This window comes from Microvirga sp. GCM10011540 (assembly GCF_042650665.1).
Classification (GTDB): Bacteria; Pseudomonadota; Alphaproteobacteria; order Rhizobiales; family Beijerinckiaceae; genus Microvirga; species Microvirga lenta.
Genome location: NZ_JBHSBQ010000129.1, coordinates 22525 through 39226, shown reverse-complemented (window position 1 = coordinate 39226; position 16702 = coordinate 22525). Strand labels below are relative to the sequence as shown.

Annotated in this window: 23 protein-coding genes; 8 read left to right on the top strand and 15 right to left on the bottom strand. The window is 67.3% G+C overall.

Features of this window, described 5'->3' with window-relative positions; all coding sequences use genetic code 11:
• Positions 1 to 256: 256 nt before the first annotated feature.
• Both ACFOYU_RS19095 and ACFOYU_RS19090 read right to left on the bottom strand, forming a co-directional pair.
• Positions 257 to 1288 (bottom strand): aspartate-semialdehyde dehydrogenase, encoded by a 1032-nt coding sequence (locus ACFOYU_RS19095; protein ID WP_377034825.1) that lies wholly within the window; start codon positions 1286 to 1288, stop codon positions 257 to 259.
• 237 nt (positions 1289 to 1525) lie between these two features.
• A complete protein-coding gene (locus ACFOYU_RS19090; protein ID WP_377034824.1) occupies positions 1526 to 1693 on the bottom strand; it encodes a hypothetical protein in 168 nt (55 codons plus the stop codon).
• Between the two features lie 134 nt (positions 1694 to 1827).
• Here ACFOYU_RS19090 and ACFOYU_RS19085 point away from each other — a divergent pair, with 134 nt between their 5' ends.
• Positions 1828 to 2622 (top strand): hypothetical protein, encoded by a 795-nt coding sequence (locus ACFOYU_RS19085; protein WP_377034823.1) that lies wholly within the window; start codon positions 1828 to 1830, stop codon positions 2620 to 2622.
• Here the strand turns inward: ACFOYU_RS19085 and ACFOYU_RS19080 are convergent.
• On the bottom strand, positions 2600 to 3724 hold the full coding sequence (locus ACFOYU_RS19080; RefSeq protein WP_377034822.1) for a sulfite oxidase: 1125 nt from the start codon (positions 3722 to 3724) through the stop codon (positions 2600 to 2602). The two genes, ACFOYU_RS19085 and ACFOYU_RS19080, sit on opposite strands and share 23 nt — an antisense overlap.
• Positions 3725 to 3837: 113 nt before the next feature.
• Between ACFOYU_RS19080 and ACFOYU_RS19075 the strand changes: the two genes are divergently transcribed.
• A complete protein-coding gene (locus ACFOYU_RS19075) occupies positions 3838 to 4164 on the top strand; it encodes a hypothetical protein (protein WP_226738173.1) in 327 nt (108 codons plus the stop codon).
• A 51-nt stretch (positions 4165 to 4215) separates the two neighbouring features.
• Here ACFOYU_RS19075 and leuB read toward each other — a convergent pair whose 3' ends face one another.
• Positions 4216 to 5322 carry a 3-isopropylmalate dehydrogenase gene (gene leuB, locus ACFOYU_RS19070; protein ID WP_377034821.1) on the bottom strand — a complete coding sequence of 369 codons (1107 nt, stop codon included), beginning with the start codon at positions 5320 to 5322 and terminating at the stop codon, positions 4216 to 4218.
• Between the two features lie 178 nt (positions 5323 to 5500).
• Positions 5501 to 6691, bottom strand: coding sequence for a lytic murein transglycosylase (locus ACFOYU_RS19065; protein WP_226738200.1), 1191 nt, complete (start codon positions 6689 to 6691; stop codon positions 5501 to 5503).
• 81 nt (positions 6692 to 6772) lie between these two features.
• On the opposite strand from ACFOYU_RS19065, the gene ACFOYU_RS19060 reads away from it, so the two are divergent.
• Complete coding sequence (locus tag ACFOYU_RS19060) at positions 6773 to 7513, top strand: class I SAM-dependent DNA methyltransferase (protein WP_377034820.1); 741 nt, start codon at positions 6773 to 6775, stop codon at positions 7511 to 7513.
• Between the two features lie 10 nt (positions 7514 to 7523).
• On the opposite strand, the gene leuD is transcribed toward ACFOYU_RS19060, so the two are convergent.
• Positions 7524 to 8126 (bottom strand): 3-isopropylmalate dehydratase small subunit, encoded by a 603-nt coding sequence (leuD, locus tag ACFOYU_RS19055; RefSeq protein ID WP_226738204.1) that lies wholly within the window; start codon positions 8124 to 8126, stop codon positions 7524 to 7526.
• Positions 8127 to 8460: 334 nt separating this feature from the next.
• On the opposite strand from leuD, the gene ACFOYU_RS19050 reads away from it, so the two are divergent.
• Genes ACFOYU_RS19050 through ACFOYU_RS19040 form a run of 3 tightly spaced genes read left to right on the top strand, consistent with a single transcriptional unit; the run spans position 8461 to position 9750 of the window.
• Positions 8461 to 8979 carry a hypothetical protein gene (locus tag ACFOYU_RS19050; protein WP_226738206.1) on the top strand — a complete coding sequence of 173 codons (519 nt, stop codon included), beginning with the start codon at positions 8461 to 8463 and terminating at the stop codon, positions 8977 to 8979.
• A gap of 44 nt (positions 8980 to 9023) precedes the next feature.
• Positions 9024 to 9182, top strand: coding sequence for a DUF5993 family protein (locus tag ACFOYU_RS19045; RefSeq protein ID WP_377034819.1), 159 nt, complete (start codon positions 9024 to 9026; stop codon positions 9180 to 9182).
• Between the two features lie 16 nt (positions 9183 to 9198).
• Positions 9199 to 9750, top strand: a complete 552-nt coding sequence (locus tag ACFOYU_RS19040) for a disulfide bond formation protein B (protein ID WP_377034818.1) — start codon at positions 9199 to 9201, stop codon at positions 9748 to 9750.
• Between the two features lie 16 nt (positions 9751 to 9766).
• Here ACFOYU_RS19040 and ACFOYU_RS19035 read toward each other — a convergent pair whose 3' ends face one another.
• From ACFOYU_RS19035 to ACFOYU_RS19025, 3 genes are all read right to left on the bottom strand, one after another.
• Positions 9767 to 10036 carry a PepSY domain-containing protein gene (locus tag ACFOYU_RS19035; RefSeq protein ID WP_377034817.1) on the bottom strand — a complete coding sequence of 90 codons (270 nt, stop codon included), beginning with the start codon at positions 10034 to 10036 and terminating at the stop codon, positions 9767 to 9769.
• Positions 10037 to 10109: 73 nt separating this feature from the next.
• Positions 10110 to 10532, bottom strand: coding sequence for a metallopeptidase family protein (locus ACFOYU_RS19030; RefSeq protein WP_226738214.1), 423 nt, complete (start codon positions 10530 to 10532; stop codon positions 10110 to 10112).
• A gap of 4 nt (positions 10533 to 10536) precedes the next feature.
• Complete coding sequence (locus ACFOYU_RS19025) at positions 10537 to 10794, bottom strand: hypothetical protein (protein ID WP_377034816.1); 258 nt, start codon at positions 10792 to 10794, stop codon at positions 10537 to 10539.
• 126 nt (positions 10795 to 10920) lie between these two features.
• On the opposite strand from ACFOYU_RS19025, the gene ACFOYU_RS19020 reads away from it, so the two are divergent.
• On the top strand, positions 10921 to 11241 hold the full coding sequence (locus ACFOYU_RS19020) for a hypothetical protein (protein WP_226738219.1): 321 nt from the start codon (positions 10921 to 10923) through the stop codon (positions 11239 to 11241).
• Between the two features lie 75 nt (positions 11242 to 11316).
• Here the strand turns inward: ACFOYU_RS19020 and leuC are convergent, their stop codons facing one another.
• The 3 genes from leuC to ACFOYU_RS19005 form a co-directional block, all read right to left on the bottom strand.
• Entirely contained in the window at positions 11317 to 12723 is a 1407-nt protein-coding gene (leuC, locus tag ACFOYU_RS19015) for a 3-isopropylmalate dehydratase large subunit (protein ID WP_377034815.1), read from the bottom strand.
• Between the two features lie 213 nt (positions 12724 to 12936).
• Positions 12937 to 13320 carry a 50S ribosomal protein L19 gene (rplS, locus tag ACFOYU_RS19010; protein ID WP_226738224.1) on the bottom strand — a complete coding sequence of 128 codons (384 nt, stop codon included), beginning with the start codon at positions 13318 to 13320 and terminating at the stop codon, positions 12937 to 12939.
• A 126-nt stretch (positions 13321 to 13446) separates the two neighbouring features.
• On the bottom strand, positions 13447 to 13920 hold the full coding sequence (locus ACFOYU_RS19005; RefSeq protein WP_226738226.1) for an Lrp/AsnC family transcriptional regulator: 474 nt from the start codon (positions 13918 to 13920) through the stop codon (positions 13447 to 13449).
• Positions 13921 to 14023: 103 nt separating this feature from the next.
• Between ACFOYU_RS19005 and ACFOYU_RS19000 the strand changes: the two genes are divergently transcribed.
• A complete protein-coding gene (locus ACFOYU_RS19000; RefSeq protein ID WP_226738228.1) occupies positions 14024 to 14944 on the top strand; it encodes a DMT family transporter in 921 nt (306 codons plus the stop codon).
• Here ACFOYU_RS19000 and trmD read toward each other — a convergent pair.
• The 3 genes from trmD to rpsP are packed head-to-tail and all read right to left on the bottom strand — an operon-like array spanning position 14910 to position 16662.
• A complete protein-coding gene (gene trmD / locus ACFOYU_RS18995) occupies positions 14910 to 15551 on the bottom strand; it encodes a tRNA (guanosine(37)-N1)-methyltransferase TrmD (RefSeq protein ID WP_377034826.1) in 642 nt (213 codons plus the stop codon). The two genes, ACFOYU_RS19000 and trmD, sit on opposite strands and share 35 nt — an antisense overlap.
• A gap of 35 nt (positions 15552 to 15586) precedes the next feature.
• Positions 15587 to 16297, bottom strand: coding sequence for a ribosome maturation factor RimM (gene rimM, locus ACFOYU_RS18990; RefSeq protein ID WP_377034814.1), 711 nt, complete (start codon positions 16295 to 16297; stop codon positions 15587 to 15589).
• A 5-nt stretch (positions 16298 to 16302) separates the two neighbouring features.
• Positions 16303 to 16662: a 30S ribosomal protein S16 gene (gene rpsP / locus ACFOYU_RS18985; RefSeq protein ID WP_226738233.1), complete on the bottom strand. Its 360-nt coding sequence runs from the start codon at positions 16660 to 16662 to the stop codon at positions 16303 to 16305.
• Positions 16663 to 16702: the final 40 nt, after the last annotated feature.

Sequence of the window (16702 nt, the reverse complement as noted above, 5' to 3'; positions counted from 1 at the left end):
GCTACTTCAAGAAGGGCAGCAAGGCCACCGACAAGGACGACTTCTTCATCCTCAAGGGCAAGAAGCTGTACTGGGACGTGGACGGCTCGGGCCGCAAGGCCATGGTGGAGATCGCCAGCTTCAAGCTCCAGAAGAAGGAGGGCGAGACCCTCACCCACAAGGACTTCTTCTTCATCTGACGGCTTCCACGTCGCGACATGAAAAAGGCCGGGAATGGGCTCCATTCCCGGCCTTTCGCTTTGAAGGAACGTGAGGCTTACGCCGCTTGCTTCTTGGCAGGGAGCAGGCCGCGGTTCACCATCGCCTCGGCGATCTGCACCGCGTTGAGGGCCGCGCCCTTGCGCAGGTTGTCGGAGACGCACCAGAAGGCGATGCCGTTCTCGACGGTGATGTCCTCGCGGATGCGGGAGATGTAGGTGGCGTCCTCGCCGGCCGCCTCGTGGGGCGTGATGTAGCCGCCGGGCTCGCGCTTGTCGATCACGACCACGCCCGGCGCGGAGCGCAGGATCTCGCGGGCCTCGTCGGCAATGATCGGCTTCTCGAACTCCACGTTCACGGCCTCCGAATGGCCGATGAAGACCGGCACGCGCACGCAGGTGGCGGTGAGCTTGATCTTGGGATCCAGGATCTTCTTGGTCTCCGCCATCATCTTCCACTCTTCCTTCGTGAACCCGTCCTCCATGAACACGTCGATGTGGGGGATCAGGTTGAAGGCGATGCGCTTAGGAAACTTCTTCTCCTGCACGTCCTGCAGCGAGTAGAGCGCCTTGGTCTGGCGGTCGAGCTCGTCCATGCCGTCCTTGCCCGCGCCGGACACGGACTGGTAGGTCGAGACGACGACGCGCCTGATGGTGGCATGGTCGTGGAGCGGCTTGAGCGCCACCACGAGCTGCGCCGTGGAGCAGTTCGGGTTGGCGATGATGCCCTTCTTCATCTCGCGGACGGCTTCCGCGTTCACCTCAGGCACCACCAGCGGCACGTCGGCGTCGTAGCGCCAGGCGGAGGAATTATCGATCACCACCGCGCCCTGGGCCGCGATCCTGGGCGACCATTCCTTCGAGATCTCGCCGCCGGCGGACATGAGGCACAGATCGATGTCGGAGAAATCGTATGTGTCGAGGGTCTTCGCCTTCAGCGTCTTGTCGCCGAAGGAAATTTCCGTTCCCTGACTCCGACGCGAGGCCAGCGCCACCACCTCGTCGGCCGGAAAGGCCCGCTCGGCGAGGATGTCGAGCATCTCGCGGCCCACATTGCCTGTCGCGCCGACGACGGCCACCTTGTAACCCATTGGACTTCTCCTGTTGTCGCTCTCCCCGGTATATAGGAACCCTCGATCGGGGTGTCGCCTCTCGCCCCGACGGGAGAGAGGACCGGGGACGACGAGGCTACTCGGCCGTTTTCACGGCCGTCGTGACGGTTTTCGTTTTGCTCGTCGTGGTGTTGAGCAGCGTCATTGCCATCGTCCATCCGAAGACCCGGGTCGCCGAGCTTGGGTTGTCAGCAACACACCAAAGACCGGATTTCGTCAAGCGATCTCTTCGCCACAAGGGGTTTCCGCCGCAGGCACGCCGGCCGAAAGGTCGAAGCGGCCGACGCCCAGGGCACAGGCGTGGTCGCCTCCCCGGCCCCGGATCAGCGCCGCGACGGCGGGCGCATCGGCCGGCTCCGCAAGGCGGATCAGGGGCGGGGTCATGGGGGTGCTCATGGGTGGCGTGCCGTCGGCTCTTAACCTTCCGTTTACGTTGCTTAGCGAAAGCTTTCGAACATTCGCAAGCGCTACTGTAGAACATGGCTGTCAGACCGAGATGCAGGTTCGATCACAGCACCATGCGACAGGCCATCTTTGACGATTGGGACGAGGACGACGCGCCCGACGATTGGGACGAGCGCTCCCACCGGCGTGTGCGCAGGCCCCTGCCCTGGCTGCGGACCATCCTTCTGTCCGGCCTGAGCATCGGCGTCTTGGTTTATCTGGCGCAGAACCAGGAGAAGACCGAGGCCCCACGGCCCATCGGGGCGATTCCCGCCTCCGTCCTGATCGCGCCCCCGCCCCAGTGGCGGCCGATCTCGGCCTCCCCTCCCCTCTACGGCATCGACCAGGACACCCTCCCCCTTCGCGTCCAGGCGCGCGAGCATGTGAGCGGCGGCCGCGAGGACACGCTGGTCCTGGGCGGCTTCGGCGAGGCGGGACACGGGCGCATCAGCGTCGTCCAGGGCTTCACCGAACCGTCCCGCAGCTTCTTCGTCGACATCGTGCGCCGGGCGGCCGAGGCGGGCCTGTCCGTGACCCGCGACGCCCAGAGCCGTCTCGTTCCCACGAAATTCGGGCCGGTCGAGGCCGCCGCCGTGACCCTGGCGGGTGCCTCCGAGCAGGAATGCCAGGCTTTCCGCTTCGCGGACCCGGAGGCGAATTTCGCCTTTCAGGGCTGGCTTTGCGGCGGCGGTGAACAGGCCGTGGAGGAGGCGCAGCTGGCCTGCCTCATCGACAAGGTGTCTCTCCTGCGAACAGACGATCCTTCCCTGAAGGCGATCTTCGCCCGGGCCGAGGCCCAGCGGGCGCAGACCTGCGGTCCCGGAGCGCGGACCGCCTCCCTCGGCGTCAGGAATCCGGGCCGACCGTAACCGCGACCCGGTGCATGACGTTGCAGCCGTAGCCGTTCGGGTTCCAGCCCGCGGCCCGGAACGGCTGGGCGCGGCCCTCGGCGTCGGTCGCGCGGGCGACAATCTCGTAATAGCCGTCCCCCGGCAGGGTCAGCGCCGCGCTCCAGCGCACCCAGTCGTAGCGGTTGCGCGGGGGCTTGAGCGCCGCTGCGATCCAGGTCGCGCCGCCGTCGAGGGAAAGGTCCACCCGCGCCACCTGGCCGTCGCCCGCCCAGGCCGCGCCGCGCACCTCGACCTGCCGGGTGCCCGGAGGAAGGCGGCTCTGGTCGGCGGGCGCCGTGACGATGCTGCGCACGGGCATCGATTCGAGCACGCGCAGCGCCACGCCTTTCACGTTGGAGCCCGGGGCGACGGGATGGACCGGCAGGCGGTAGGACAGGCCGGTCATGCCCGGGCCGTCGTGCTCCCGGTCGCGGATCCAGATGCGCTCGAGCCATTTCTGGCTCAACGATCCCGGCCAGCCCGGCACCACGAGGCGCAGCGGCCCGCCATGCAGGAAGGGCAGCGGCTTGCCGTTCATGGCGAAGGCCAGGAGCGTGTGCTCCTCCAGGGCCTTCGCGATGGGCATTCCACGGGAGATAGAGGGTGTGGCGCGGCTGCCGGTCTTGTCCGGATCGGCCCCGTAATGGGCGGTGTGGAGCGCGGTTTCCTTCAGCCCCGCCGCCCGCAGCACGTCCGCGAGGGAGACGCCGGTCCATTCGGCGCAGCCGACGCCGCCATTCGTCCAGGGATTGCCTTCCGCCGGAGGTTCGTAGAAGGAGCGGCCGTTGCCGCCGCATTCCAGCACCATGCGGAAGGTCTTGACCGGAAAGCGGCTCTTCAGCTCGGCCAGGGTGAGGTCGAGCGGACGCTCCACCTCGCCGTCCACGGTGAAGCGCCACGCGTCGGGCTCCGTCGCCGGCTGCGGCAGCAATCCGTTGTTGCGCACGAAGAATCGTTCGACCGGGGTCGTCTCGTCGTCCAGAAGCTCCTCGGGCGTCTCGGCCACGAGAGGCGTGTCGCCCAGAACGGTCAGGCGATCCTTGCCGGGAAGCCGGAGATCGTGGCGCGGGCGGTCCATCATCGGCAAGGGCTCCCATTGTGACGCTAGGTCAATGTGGGAACAAAATAATCGAAGGCGCCTTGTTCTGTCAGCCCGCCGGTCGTGGTGGCGGGCGCCATTTTCGGAGATTGAACATGCGCCGCTTCGCCGTCATCGGTTTGGCTTCGCTGGCTGCGGCCTCGGCTTTCTCGGTCGCGGCCGAAGCGCAAACCGAACGTCCGCTGGTCCTGCGCGTCCAGCCCCGCAGCTTCCTGGATCCGGGCAACGTCGTGGCCCCGAACTCGATCAGCCCGGGCGCCTCGGGCTACGGGCAGGTCCAGTCCTATCTGAACAGCCCGCCCTATGCGCCGGCCGGCGGCCAGTTCGGCATGGGCCTTCTGCCCGATCCGATCACCAACGGCCCCTTCGTGGGCGCCAGCAATCCCTTCGCGGATATCGACACGACCGGCTCCATCCGTTGACGAAAAAGCCCCGGACGATCCGGGGCTTTCCATTCGCGCAGTGTTGTAGGTTTAGGAGCGGGCTTCCAGTTCCTTGATGATCGCGTCGCCCAGATCCTGGGTGCCGACCGCGTTCATGCCCGGGCCCGCGATATCCTTGGTACGGGTGCCGGAGGCCAGCACGCGGGCGATGGCGTCGTCGAGGCGGTCGGCCTCTTCGAGCAGGCCGAAGGAATAGCGCAGGGCCATGCCGAACGAGCCGATCATGGCGATGGGGTTGGCGAGGCCCTTGCCGGCGATGTCCGGCGCGGAGCCGTGCACCGGCTCGTAGAGCGCCTTGCGGCTGCCGGTCTTGGGATCTTCCGCGCCGAGCGAGGCGGAGGGCAGCATGCCGAGCGAGCCGGTAAGCATGGCGGCGATGTCGGACAGGATGTCGCCGAACAGGTTGTCGGTGACGATCACGTCGAACTGCTTCGGATAGCGCACGAGCTGCATGGCGCAGTTGTCGGCCAGCACGTGCTCGAGCTCCACGTCGGAGAACTCCCCCTTGTGGATGCGCGTGACGACCTGGCGCCAGAACACGCCGGTCTTCATCACGTTGAACTTCTCGGCCGAGGAGACCTTGTTGCGGCGCTTCCTGGCGAGGTCGAAGGCGACGCGGGCGATGCGCTCCACCTCCATGGTGGTGTAGACCTGCGTGTCGACGGCGCGCTGCGAGCCGTCCTCCAGGGTCACGATCTCCTTCGGCTCGCCGAAATAGACGCCGCCCGTGAGCTCGCGCACGATCATGATGTCGAGGCCCTCGACCACCTCGCGCTTGAGCGAGGAGGCGTCCGCCAGCGCCGGATAGCAGATGGCCGGGCGGAGATTGGCGAAGAGGCCGAGATCCTTGCGCAGGCGCAGCAGGCCCGCCTCGGGGCGCACCGCGTAAGGCACGCTGTCCCATTTCGGACCGCCGACCGCGCCGAAGAGCACCGCATCGGCCTCCTGGGCCTTGTCCATGGCGGCTTCCGAGATGGCTGCGCCGTGGGCGTCGTAGGCCGAGCCGCCGACGAGATCCGTCTCGGTCTCGAACCCGACGCCCCGCTTGCGGAACCAGCCCACGATCTTCTCGACCTCGCGCATGACCTCCGGGCCGATGCCGTCGCCGGGGAGAAGGAGAAGCTTGTGCGTTGCCATGGTGGGGGTGTCCTCGCTCGAAGTGGCTCGTGGGACCCGGAAGCGCATCCGGGCGACCATGCGCGGGTTTAGGCGCGGGAGCCCAGGCTTGGCAAGCGCTTGTCGCCTTGACCGTTAGGCGGAGGACGCATGGCCGGTCCGGGCCGGCGGAGCCGGGCCCGGAACGACGGGAGGAGGATTATCCCCTGAGCGCCTGCAGCACCTTGGCGCCGGGGCGGCCGCGCTGCTGCATGCCGAGCTGGCGCTCCACGTCCTTGATGGCCTCACGGGTCTTGGAGCCGATCTTGCCGTCCACTTCGCCGATGTCGTAGCCGCGCGCCAGCAGCAGGCTCTGCAGCTCCTTGCGCTGGGCGCGCGAGAGCGGCGGATCGTCGGTGGGCCAGGCGGTGCGGATGCCGGGCTGCCCCTTCAGGCGGTCGCCGAGAAGCGCGATGGCGAGGCCGTAGGATTCGGCGGCGTTGTAGGAGTAGAGAGCGTCGAAGTTCTTGGTGACGACGAAGGCCGGGCCGTTCACCCCTGCCGGGATGAGAATGCCCGCCGGGTAGTTGCCCGAGAGCGGACGCCCGTCGATGCGGGTCACGCCCATGGCGGCCCAGGAGGACAGGGGACGCTTGGCCTTGCGCCCGGCCAGCTTGGCATTGAAGTTCGCCGGCAGGCGGACCTCGTAGCCCCAGGGAAGGCTGCTGTTCCACCCGGCCCGCTTCAGGAAGTTGGCCGTGGACGCGACCGCGTCGGGAACGGAGTTCACGATGTCGCGCCGCCCGTCCCCGTCGCCGTCCACCGCGAGGCGCTGGAAGGTCGAGGGCATGAACTGGGTGTGGCCGAAGGCGCCGGCCCAGGAGCCGCGCAGGGAAGCCGGATCGATGTCGCCGTCCTGCACGATCTTGAGCGTCGCCATCAGCTCGCCGGTGAAGTATTCGCGGCGGCGCGGCGCGTAGCAGGCGAGGGTCGAGAGGGACTGGACGAGGGGACGGTCGCCGAAATTCTTGCCGAAATCGGATTCCACGCCCCAGACGCCGGCGATCATGTGCCGGTCGACGCCGAAGCGCGCCTCCGCATTGGCCAGCGCCCTGCCCCATTGGCGCATGGCGGCCATGCCGTCCTCCACGCGCTGCTCGTCCACGAGCGCCGCGAGGTAGTCCCAGATCTCGGTCTTGAACTCGGGCTGGCTCTGCATGAGCTCGAGGATCTTGAGGTCCGGCGCGATGCCGCGGGTCGCGGCGTCGAAGGCCTGACCGGAAATGCCCTTCGCGGCAGCCTGGCTGCGAAGGCCCGACAGGCAGGAATTGAAGTCGGCCTGGGCGGATGCCGGCGTCGCGGCAGCCAGCCCGGCGAGAGCGAGAATCGCTGGAGCAATGAATCGGATCATGCCCCCCAGTGTGCGGGCAATTTGGTTAATATATGGAAACCGGGCTTTTTATCCTTCTCCCGATCCCTGCCGAGGCCGCCCATGACCGATCAGCCCCCTTTCGGCGAGCCCATCGCCCGCCGCGCCTATTCCGCCTTCGCCGACCGGTATGCGGCTCTTGCGCCGACCAAGCCCCATAACGGGCTCTACGAGCGCCCCGCCACGATGGCGCTGCTGGGCGAGGTCAGGGACCTCCACGTCCTCGACGCGGGCTGCGGGCCGGGCATCTACAGCGAGGCCCTGGCGCGGGAAGGCGCCACGGTTCACGGTTTCGACATCACGCCGGAAATGATCGATCTCGCGCGCCGCCGCTGCGACGGCCTGGCCGCGACCTTTCGAACCGGCGATCTGGCCCGGCCGCTGGCGTGGCTGCAGGACGGCGCCTTCGACAAGGTCGTCTGCGCCCTGGCGCTCGACTACATGGAGGATCTGGCGGCGGTGTTTCGCGAGTTCCGGCGCGTGACCCGGCCCGGCGGGATCCTGGTCTTCTCCATGTCCCACCCGATGGCGGACTGGACGAACGAGAAGATCCGGGGAGACGGCGTCTATTTCGAGCGGGCCCGCTACGGCCTGCACTGGACGGGATTCGGCGAGCCCCATCCCTATGTGGAGGCCTACCGCCGGCCCCTGTCCGAGACGCTGAACGCCCTGAGCGACGCCGGATGGACCTTCTACCGGCTCGTGGAGCCGCAGCCCCTTCCGGAGATGCGGCAGGTCTCGGAACGGATCTTCGACAGGCTCTCGCGCGCGCCCGAGTTCATCTGCGTCAGGGCGCGCCGGTGAGCCCTTCGCCTCACGCCCAGGGGCGCTCGGCGAGCTTCTTCTCGAAGGTGTCGATGGAGGCGCCCTTCTCCATGGTCAGCCCGATGCCGTCGAGGCCGTTGAGCAGGCAGTGCTTGCGGAACGGGTCGATGTCGAACTTGACCGAGCCGCCGTCGGGGCCGCGGATCTCCTGGTTCTCCAGGTCGACGGTGAGCGTCGCGTTGGCGCCGCGCTCGGCATCGTCGAAGAGCTTCTCCAGGTCTTCGGGCGAGACCTTGATCGGCAGAATGCCGTTCTGGAAGCAGTTGTTGTAGAAGATGTCGGCGAAGCTTGTGGAGATCACGCAGCGGATGCCGAAATCGAGCAGCGCCCAGGGCGCGTGCTCGCGCGACGAGCCGCAGCCGAAATTGTCGCCGGCGACCAGGATCTTGGCATTGCGGTAGGCCGGCTGGTTGAGCACGAAGTCCGGGTTCTCCGAACCGTCCTCGCGGTAGCGCATCTCGGAGAAGAGGCCCTTGCCCAGTCCCGTGCGCTTGATCGTCTTCAGGTACTGCTTGGGGATGATCATATCGGTGTCGATATTGATGATCCGCAGCGGCGCCGCGACGCTCTCCAACACTGTGAACTTGTCCATGGCCTTCCCATCCTCGCGCGGCGTCTGGTTTGCCGCGATGACGCTCTTACCAAAGCCGCACACCCGCGACTAGGCCAATCATGGTCGCGCCTCGACGGGATGCGCCGGACCTCGAAGGCTTTGCGCGGAAGCGGGGCCGATTTCCTCAGAGGAATGGCGGTTCACCGGGTGCTTTCGGCAATAAACATTCGCACGGATCCTGCAGAATGTCGGATCGAAGCCCCTGCGTTCGACGAAGGGATTAACCATCCTCTGCGATAGGTCACCTGTTTAAGCTTGGCCCTTACAGACGACCCGTCTAACAATTGCGAATGCATTTCCTCGGGGGCTCGTGATGAATACTTCCTTCAATCCTGTCCGGCTGTTCCGAACCGCTCGCCTTGCGGCCGCCCTGGGCCTGGCGCTCATGCCGGCCATGTCCCTGGCCCAGGAGGCCCCGGCCCAACGGACGGAGCAGGTCGTCGTCGGGCAGGAGACGACGCCCACCCGGATCGTCCTGGTGGAATGGCGGATCAAGAAGGGCCGAGAGGACGAGTTCCTCAAGTACTGGTCGGAGCAGGCGACGATCGCCGACCGGTCCGGGCTGATCAGCGAGTTCCTCAGCCGCGTGGAGGATCAGAAGCAGTTCCCCTGGATGGTCTGGAACCTGGACCCGCGCTGGACCACCTTCGTGAATGTGGGCTTCTGGCGCGACGGAGCCGATTTCCAGCAGCAGATCGGCCGCTTCATCAACAACGCGAAGCCTCCGCTGGACTTCGAGGCGCAGAAGCGGCGGCGGGTCCTCGTGGCTCCCGAGCGCTGGCGCGTCGGCGGCACGCCGCTGGTCATCTCCGACCATCCCGCCGTTCGCTGATCCGGGCCTTCCCCGGAAGCGGCCGTGGCCGCCGGGAGCATCCCATGGACCAGATGATCCTCTTCCTGCTTTTCGCGGCGACGATGCTCGCCGCGTGGCGGGGGCGCCGCGCCCTCGCCTTCGGGCTCTTCGGCCTGTCTCTCGTCCTGTCCGTGGCCGATTACCTGCACCACGCGACCGACAGGCTCCCCCTGTCCTTCTAGGAACCGTCTCCGGACCATGATGACGCCGCGCCTTGCCGTGACCCTCAACGCCCTCGGGCTCTATGGCATCGCGCTCGTCCTCGTCGCGGCCTTCGTCTTCCAGGTCGCGCTGCAGGAGCTGCCCTGTCCGTTGTGCCTGCTGCAGCGGGTCGCCTTCGCGGCGCTCGCGGTCGGGCCGATCCTGAATCTGCGCTTCGGCCCGCGCCCCAGCCATTATGCGCTCTCGCTCCTCGCGGCCGTGCTGGGCGCGGTCTTCGCCATGCGGCAGGTTCTGCTGCACATCGCCCCGGGCGATCCGGGCTACGGCTCGGCCGTCCTGGGCTACCACTACTACACCTGGGCCTTCATCTGCTTCGCGGCCGCCATCGTGCTGATCGCGGCGATCCTGCTGTTCGACCGCCAGTTCGCCGCGCCCGGCGACGCGCCGCGCCTCGGCCTGTTCGAGAAGGCCGCCGTCTGGCTCGTCATCGGGGTCACCGCCGCGAACGTGCTCGCGGTCTTCGCCGAATGCGGGCCGAGCGTCTGTCCGGACAACCCGGTGAGCTACTGGATCCTGCAGGGGAGCTGAGGCTCGGGCCTCGGCCTCAATCCTCCTCGCGGCCCGTGATCCGGAGCGTCTCGGGATCGAGTGTCAGGTCATACTGGGTGCCGTCGGCGGCGCGCGCGTCGTCCACCTCCCAGACGTCGTCGTCCAGCTCGATCTCCTCCCATGCCGTATAGCCCGCAGCCCGCATCGCCTCCTCGATGCGGACCCGCTCCTCGGCCGTGGGCTCGCGGTCGGCCAGGGCCGGCGTCAGGGACGCCATCGCGAAGGCGGCGGCAAGGGCGGTGGCAGTCAGGCAGCGGCTCGACATCGTTTCTCCTCCTCGGAATGAAGGGGGAAACAGCCACTGCACGGCATGGTTCCTGGGTTGAGGACGGCGGCTTTCAGCCCGCCGCCGCCTCGATGGCCTCCATGTCCTCGTCGGACAGGCCGAAATGGTGACCGATCTCGTGGACGAGCACATGGGTGATGAGGTGGCCGAGGCTTTCCTCGTGCTCGGCCCAGTAATCGAGGATCGGGCGGCGGTAGAGCCAGACCATGTTGGGGAACTGGCCGGTCTGCATCATGGCGCCGCCCTGCGCCAGGCCGACGCCGCGGAAGAGGCCGAGCAGGTCGAAGGGCGTCTCGCACTCCATCTCGCGCAGGGTCTCGTCGTCGGGAAAGTCGTCCACCTTGATGACGACGCCTTCGCAGAGCTGACGGAACGCCTCCGGCAGGCGCTCGTAGGCCTCCTGCGCCAGAAGCTCGAGATCGGCCAGGGACGGGGCGTGCAGGTTCGCGAGTGCGGTCGGGGTCGTGTCGGTCATTGGATCACAGAAGGCGCAGTTGCACGGCAAGCCATAAGGCAAGGATCACCACGCCCACAAGCGACAGGGCCCGGCCAATGCGCCGGCCCCACAGCTCGACCGGATCGGTGCCGCCCTGCTCGCCGGTTCCGACCGCGTCCTTGCCGCCGAAATGGTCCCGCGCCCGGTTGCCCATGCGCGCAAGGGCCGAGGAGCCGAAGGTCTCCGAATCGCGCCGGACCCGCTCCAGGGCCTCCCGCGCCTCCCGATCCCGTTCGTTCATCACGCTCTCCCTTCGACTTCCACACCGTTCCGTCGCGGCACGCAGATCTGTCATGCGCCCTGGAACGGAACAGCCTCCTCACCATGGCGTTGAATGCACCTCATTTCCATTCTCCATGAGGCAACGATGCGTAAATTTCTGACGATCCTGGCCACGGCCGGGCTGGTGGCGTTCGGTTCCGGCGCGGCTTCGGCGCAGGAGTTCAACGTGCGGGTCGGCGTCGGCGACCACGGCCGTCACCACACGGTGCGGGAAGTGCGTGAAATCCGCGAGCGTCGTCCGGTGGTCCGCCAGCGGGTGATCGAGCGCCGCGTGCGCCCGGCCCGCACCCGTACGGTCTGCCGTACGGTCATTCGCCAGCACGTCCGCCCCAGCGGCGCCGTGGTCCGCCGCCCGGTCGAGATCTGCCGCCAGGTCGTGGCCGGCCGCCGGGTCTATGTGGACTGAGGCCTGACGCCCTTCATGAAAAAGGCGGCGACCTCACGGGTCGCCGCCTTTTTTCGTGTCGCGTCGCGACGCGGATCACTTCCAGTCGCGGATGTCCACGAACCGGCCCGCGATGGCCGCCGCCGCCGCCATGGCGGGGGAGACGAGATGGGTGCGGCCCTTGAAGCCCTGACGGCCCTCGAAATTGCGGTTCGAGGTCGAGGCGCAGCGCTCGTTCGGCGCCAGGCGGTCGGCGTTCATGGCCAGGCACATGGAGCAGCCGGGCTCGCGCCAGTCGAAGCCGGCTTCCTTGAAGATCCTGTCGAGGCCCTCGGCCTCGGCCTGCATCTTCACGATGCCGGAGCCGGGCACGATCATGGCGTTGACCGACGGATGGACCTTCTTGCCCTCGACCACCTTGGCCACCGCGCGCAGGTCCTCGATGCGGCCGTTGGTGCACGAGCCGATGAAGACGCGGTCGAGCGTGATGTCGGTGATCTTCGTGCCTGGCTTGAGGCCCATATATTCCAGCGCCCGCCACTTGGAGCGGCGCTTGTTCTCGTCCTGGATGTCGTCCGGGTTCGGCACCACGCCGGCCACCGAGATCACGTCCTCCGGGCTCGTGCCCCAGGTGACGATGGGCGGCAGGTTGGCGGCGTCGAGCCGGATTTCGGTGTCGAAATGCGCGCCCTCGTCCGTGCGCAGGGTGTCCCAGTAGCGCACGGCCGCATCCCAGGCCTCGCCCTTGGGCGATTTGGGGCGGTCCTTGAGATAGGCGTAGGTCTTCTCGTCCGGGGCCACCATGCCGGCGCGGGCCCCGCCCTCGATCGACATGTTGCAGATCGTCATCCGGCCTTCCATCGAGAGCGAGCGGATGGCTTCGCCGGCATACTCGATCACGTGGCCGGTGCCGCCGGCGGTGCCGATCTCGCCGATGATGGCCAGGATGATGTCCTTCGCGGTGACGCCGGCGGGCAGCTGCCCGTCGACGGTCACGCGCATGTTCTTGGCCTTGCGCTGGATCAGCGTCTGGGTGGCGAGCACGTGCTCGACCTCCGACGTGCCGATGCCGTGGGCCAGCGCCCCGAAGGCGCCGTGGGTCGAGGTGTGGCTGTCGCCGCACACGATGGTCATGCCCGGGAGGGTGAAGCCCTGCTCCGGCCCGATCACGTGGACGATGCCCTGACGGACGTCGAGCTCGTTGTAGTACTCGACGCCGAAATCGCGGGCGTTCTGGGCCAGGGTCTCGACCTGGGTGGCGGATTCGGGATCCTCGATGCCCTGGGAGCGGTCGGTGGTGGGGACGTTGTGATCGACCACCGCCAGGGTCTTGTGCGGCGCGCGCACCTTGCGGCCGGCCACGCGCAGGCCCTCGAAGGCCTGCGGGCTCGTCACCTCGTGCACGAGATGGCGGTCGATATAGAGAAGGCACGTCCCGTCATCCTGCCGATCGACGACGTGGTCGTCCCAGATCTTGTCGTAGAGGGTGCGGGGATTGGCCATTGTTTCCATTCCAACGATGAAGAGGTTGTCTGGTCTTAGCGTTACTCGGGCGCCGAGAAAAGATGTCCCGGAAGCGCAGGGCTTTGAAAGCATCGCATAGCTGGCGAGCGGCCAAGCGCAATAATTTTTCGCCTCAGCCGCGAAGCTTGCCCCGATATGCAAAAAGCGCGGCTCACGGCCGCGCTTTTTGGAACTGCCGGTGGCGGAAGAGCCTTACTCGGCTGCGGCCGGAGCCTTGTTCGCGCGGTCGGCGCGCTCGGCGATACGGGCGGACTTACCGCGACGGTCGCGCAGGTAGTAGAGCTTGGCGCGACGGACGGCACCGCGGCGCACGACCTTGATGGAATCGATGTTCGGCGAGTGGATCGGGAACACGCGCTCGACGCCTTCGCCGTAGGAGATCTTGCGGACCGTGAAGCTCTCCTGCAGGCCGCCGCCGGAGCGGGCGATGCAGACGCCCTCGTAGGCCTGGACGCGGGTGCGCTCGCCTTCCTTCACCTTCACGTTGACGATGACGGTGTCGCCGGGCTGGAAATCGGGGATGGTCTTGCCGAGCTTGGCGATCTGCTCCTGCTCGAGCTGCTGAATGATGTTCATGGTCTATACTCCTGCCGTTGCGTGGCCCGAGCGAACTCAGAACCCGCGGGATTTCGGCGTCCTGTTTTAAGTTGAGGCCGCGCGTATACAGGAGTTCGGGCGGATTGTCGATGGGCAATCGGCGCCCTATCCGGCCCCCAAGGGCGGCAGCCTGCGCTTGACCGGCGTCGCCTTGACGATCGAGGTGCTGGTCTGGGCCCGCTGAGCGATCTTGTCCAGGATCGGGTCGAGTTCGTCGATGCTGCGCAGGACATAGCGGGCGATGTAGCAATCGTCCCCCGTGACCTTGTCGCACTCGATCACCTCCGGGCTCTCGACCAGAAGCTTCTCCACCATGTGGAGCTGGCCCGGCAGGGGCTTGATCCGCACGATGGCGGTCAGGCTGTAGCCCAGGGCCCGGTGGTCGAGATCGACCGTATAGCCGTTCACCAGCCCTGCTTCTTCGAGACGGCGTAGCCGCTCGGCGACGCTCGGGGCCGACAGGCCGACGCAGCGGGCGAGCTCGGCCAGGGGCTGGCGAGCGTTCTCGGAAAGCGCTCCGATCAGGGCCCGGTCGATCTCGTCGAGTGCCTGATTTTCATTTCGGAGCTTCTTGAGCACGGGAGCCATCGGATCGAAGCCTTTTTCCGATAATCGCCTTCGAACGCGACAATACGGCGCCCGCAGCGGAGCGTAAAGTGCGTCATCATCGCGGGAGGCACCTATGAAAAACCAAGCGGAACGCGGCGGCGGGCTGGAGATGGTGGCCGCCATGACGATCTCGGGCACCATCGGGTATTTCGTCATCGAGTCAGGCCAGTCGATCTGGAACGTAGTGTTCTTCCGCTGCCTCTTCGGGGCAATCTGCCTCCTGGCCTATTGCGGCTGGCGCGGATTGCTCAGCCCCTGGCGCTTCACGAAACAGACCTTTCTCCTCTGCCTCCTCGGCGGCGTCGCCATCGTGCTGAACTGGGTGCTGCTGTTCTCGGCCTACGATCTCGTGTCGATCTCCATCGCCACGACCGTCTACAACATGCAGCCCTTCTTCCTGATCCTCCTCGGCGTGGTGCTGTTCGGCGAGCGTCCCACGGCCGATGCCCTCGGCTTCATCGCCCTTGCCTTCGCGGGGCTCTTGCTGGTGGTGAAGATCGACCCTGCCGGCTTCTCGCTCACCGGCGGCTATCTGGCCGGGATCGGCCTCGCCCTGGGCGCGGCCGCGCTCTATGCGGTCGCGTCCATCGTGACCAAGCGCCTGAAAGGCATCCCGCCCCATCTCATCGCCCTGGTCCAGGTGGCGCTCGGCGTTCTGATGCTGGCGCCGCTCGCCGATTTTTCCGCGCTGCCGGCCGAGGCCGGGCCGTGGGGCTATCTCGCCACCGTGGGCATGGTGCACACCAGCCTCATGTACATCCTGCTCTATTCGGCCCTGCAGAAGCTGCCGACGACGCGGGTGGCGGTGTTGTCCTTCGTGTATCCGGCGGTGGCGATCCTGGTGGATTACGTCGCCTATGGGCGTGATCTCTCGCCGGTCCAGTGGGGCGGCATCGCGCTCATCCTGCTGGGGAGCGCAGGTGTGAACCTCAAATGGAGGCTGGGCCTCAGCCGAACGGTTACCCGAGAAGATCCGGCCGCCGCTCGCGGGTGATGCGCTCCGATTCCTCCCGCCGCCATTTCTCGATGGCGGCGTGGTTGCCGTTGAGCAGCACCTCGGGGATCGTGCGGCCCTCCCATTCCCGAGGGCGGGTGTAGTGCGGGTATTCGAGGCGGTTGGTCTCGAAGCTCTCCTCGGTGCCGGAGGCTTCCTTGCCCATGACGCCGGGGAGCAGACGCACGCAGGCGTCGAGCAGCACGAAGGCCGCCATCTCGCCGCCGGAGAGCACGTAATCGCCGATGGAGACCTCTTCGAGCCCCCTGCCCTCGATCACGCGCTCGTCCACGCCTTCGAAGCGGCCGCAGACGATGACGACGCCCGGCCCGGCTGCCAGTTCGCGCACCCGGTCCTGGCGGAGCGGCTTGCCGCGCGGGCTCATGAGGAGCTTCGGCCGCGGATCGTCTTCGGGCACGTTGGCGTCGATGGCCTGGCCGAGCACGTCGCAGCGCAGCACCATGCCGGGACCGCCGCCCGCGGGCGTGTCGTCCACCGTGCGGTGGCGGCCGAGACCGTGGTCGCGGATGTTCCTGGCCGTCAGCGTCCAGACGCCGCGCGCGAGCGCATCGCCCGAGAGCGACATGCCGAGGGGCCCGGGAAACATGTCGGGATAAAGGGTCAGGATCGTGGCTTGGAAGGTCACGCCGGGTCCTCGTTCTCCGGCTCTGGCCGCGCGGGCTCGAAGAAATCGTCCGGCAGCGCCACGACGACGCGCTTTCGCTCGATCTCGACCGCCGGCACGAAGTCTTTCGTGAAGGGGAGAAGCGCCGTCGCGCCCCTCCGGGCGGGTGCGATTTCGAGCAGGTCGCCGCCGCCGTAATTGGGCACGTCCATGATGGTGCCCACCACCGTTCCGGCCTCGTCCTGGACCGGGAGCCCGATCAGGTCGGCGAGCAGGAACTCGTCCTCCTCCTCCGGGGGCGGAAGCTTGTCGCGTTCGAGATAGAGCTCGGTGCGGTTGAGGGCTTCGGCGGCCTCGCGGGTGGTCACGCCCTCGACCTGCACGATCAGCATGTCGGGCGCGCCGCCGGGGGCCTGGCGGGCATTTTTCTTCAGGGAAACGTTTCGGCCATCCGCCGTGGTGAGCGGGCCGTAAGAGGCGATCGCCAGGGGATCGCCGGTGTAGGATTTCAGCCGCACTTCGCCCTTGAGGCCATGGGCGCGGCCGAATTCGCCGACGAGGACCAACCCTCTCCCCTCCGCGGGAGAGGGTGGCGAGCGGCGCGAGCCGGGAGAGGGGGAGTTCCGAGGAACACGGCCCCTCTCCCGACCCTTGCTGACGCGAGGGTCACCCTCTCCCACGGAGGGGAGAGGGTTGGAGCCTGGCCTGCCTGGACGCCCCCGACTCACCGACCTTACGCAGCCTCGCCTTCGGCGGAGGCAGCGGCCTCGGCGCGGGCGGCAGCGCGCTCCTGGGCCTTCTTGCCCGGAACGGCCTTCTGCGGGTTGTTGCGGGCCGGACGCTTCATGAGGCCGGCGGCATCGAGGAAGCGCAGGACGCGGTCGGTCGGCTGGGCGCCCTTGGCGAGCCAGGCCTGGATCTTGTCGGTCTCGAGGGTGACGCGGCCGGCGTCGTCCTTCGGCTTCATCGGGTCGTAGGTGCCGACCTTTTCGATGAAGCGGCCGTCACGCGGGGAACGCGCGTCGGCGACGACGATGCGGTAGTACGGGCGCTTCTTGGCGCCGGCGCGGGTCAGACGGATCTTCAGGGACATTCGATTTCTCCTTTGACGTGTCCTGGTGATCAAACTTCTC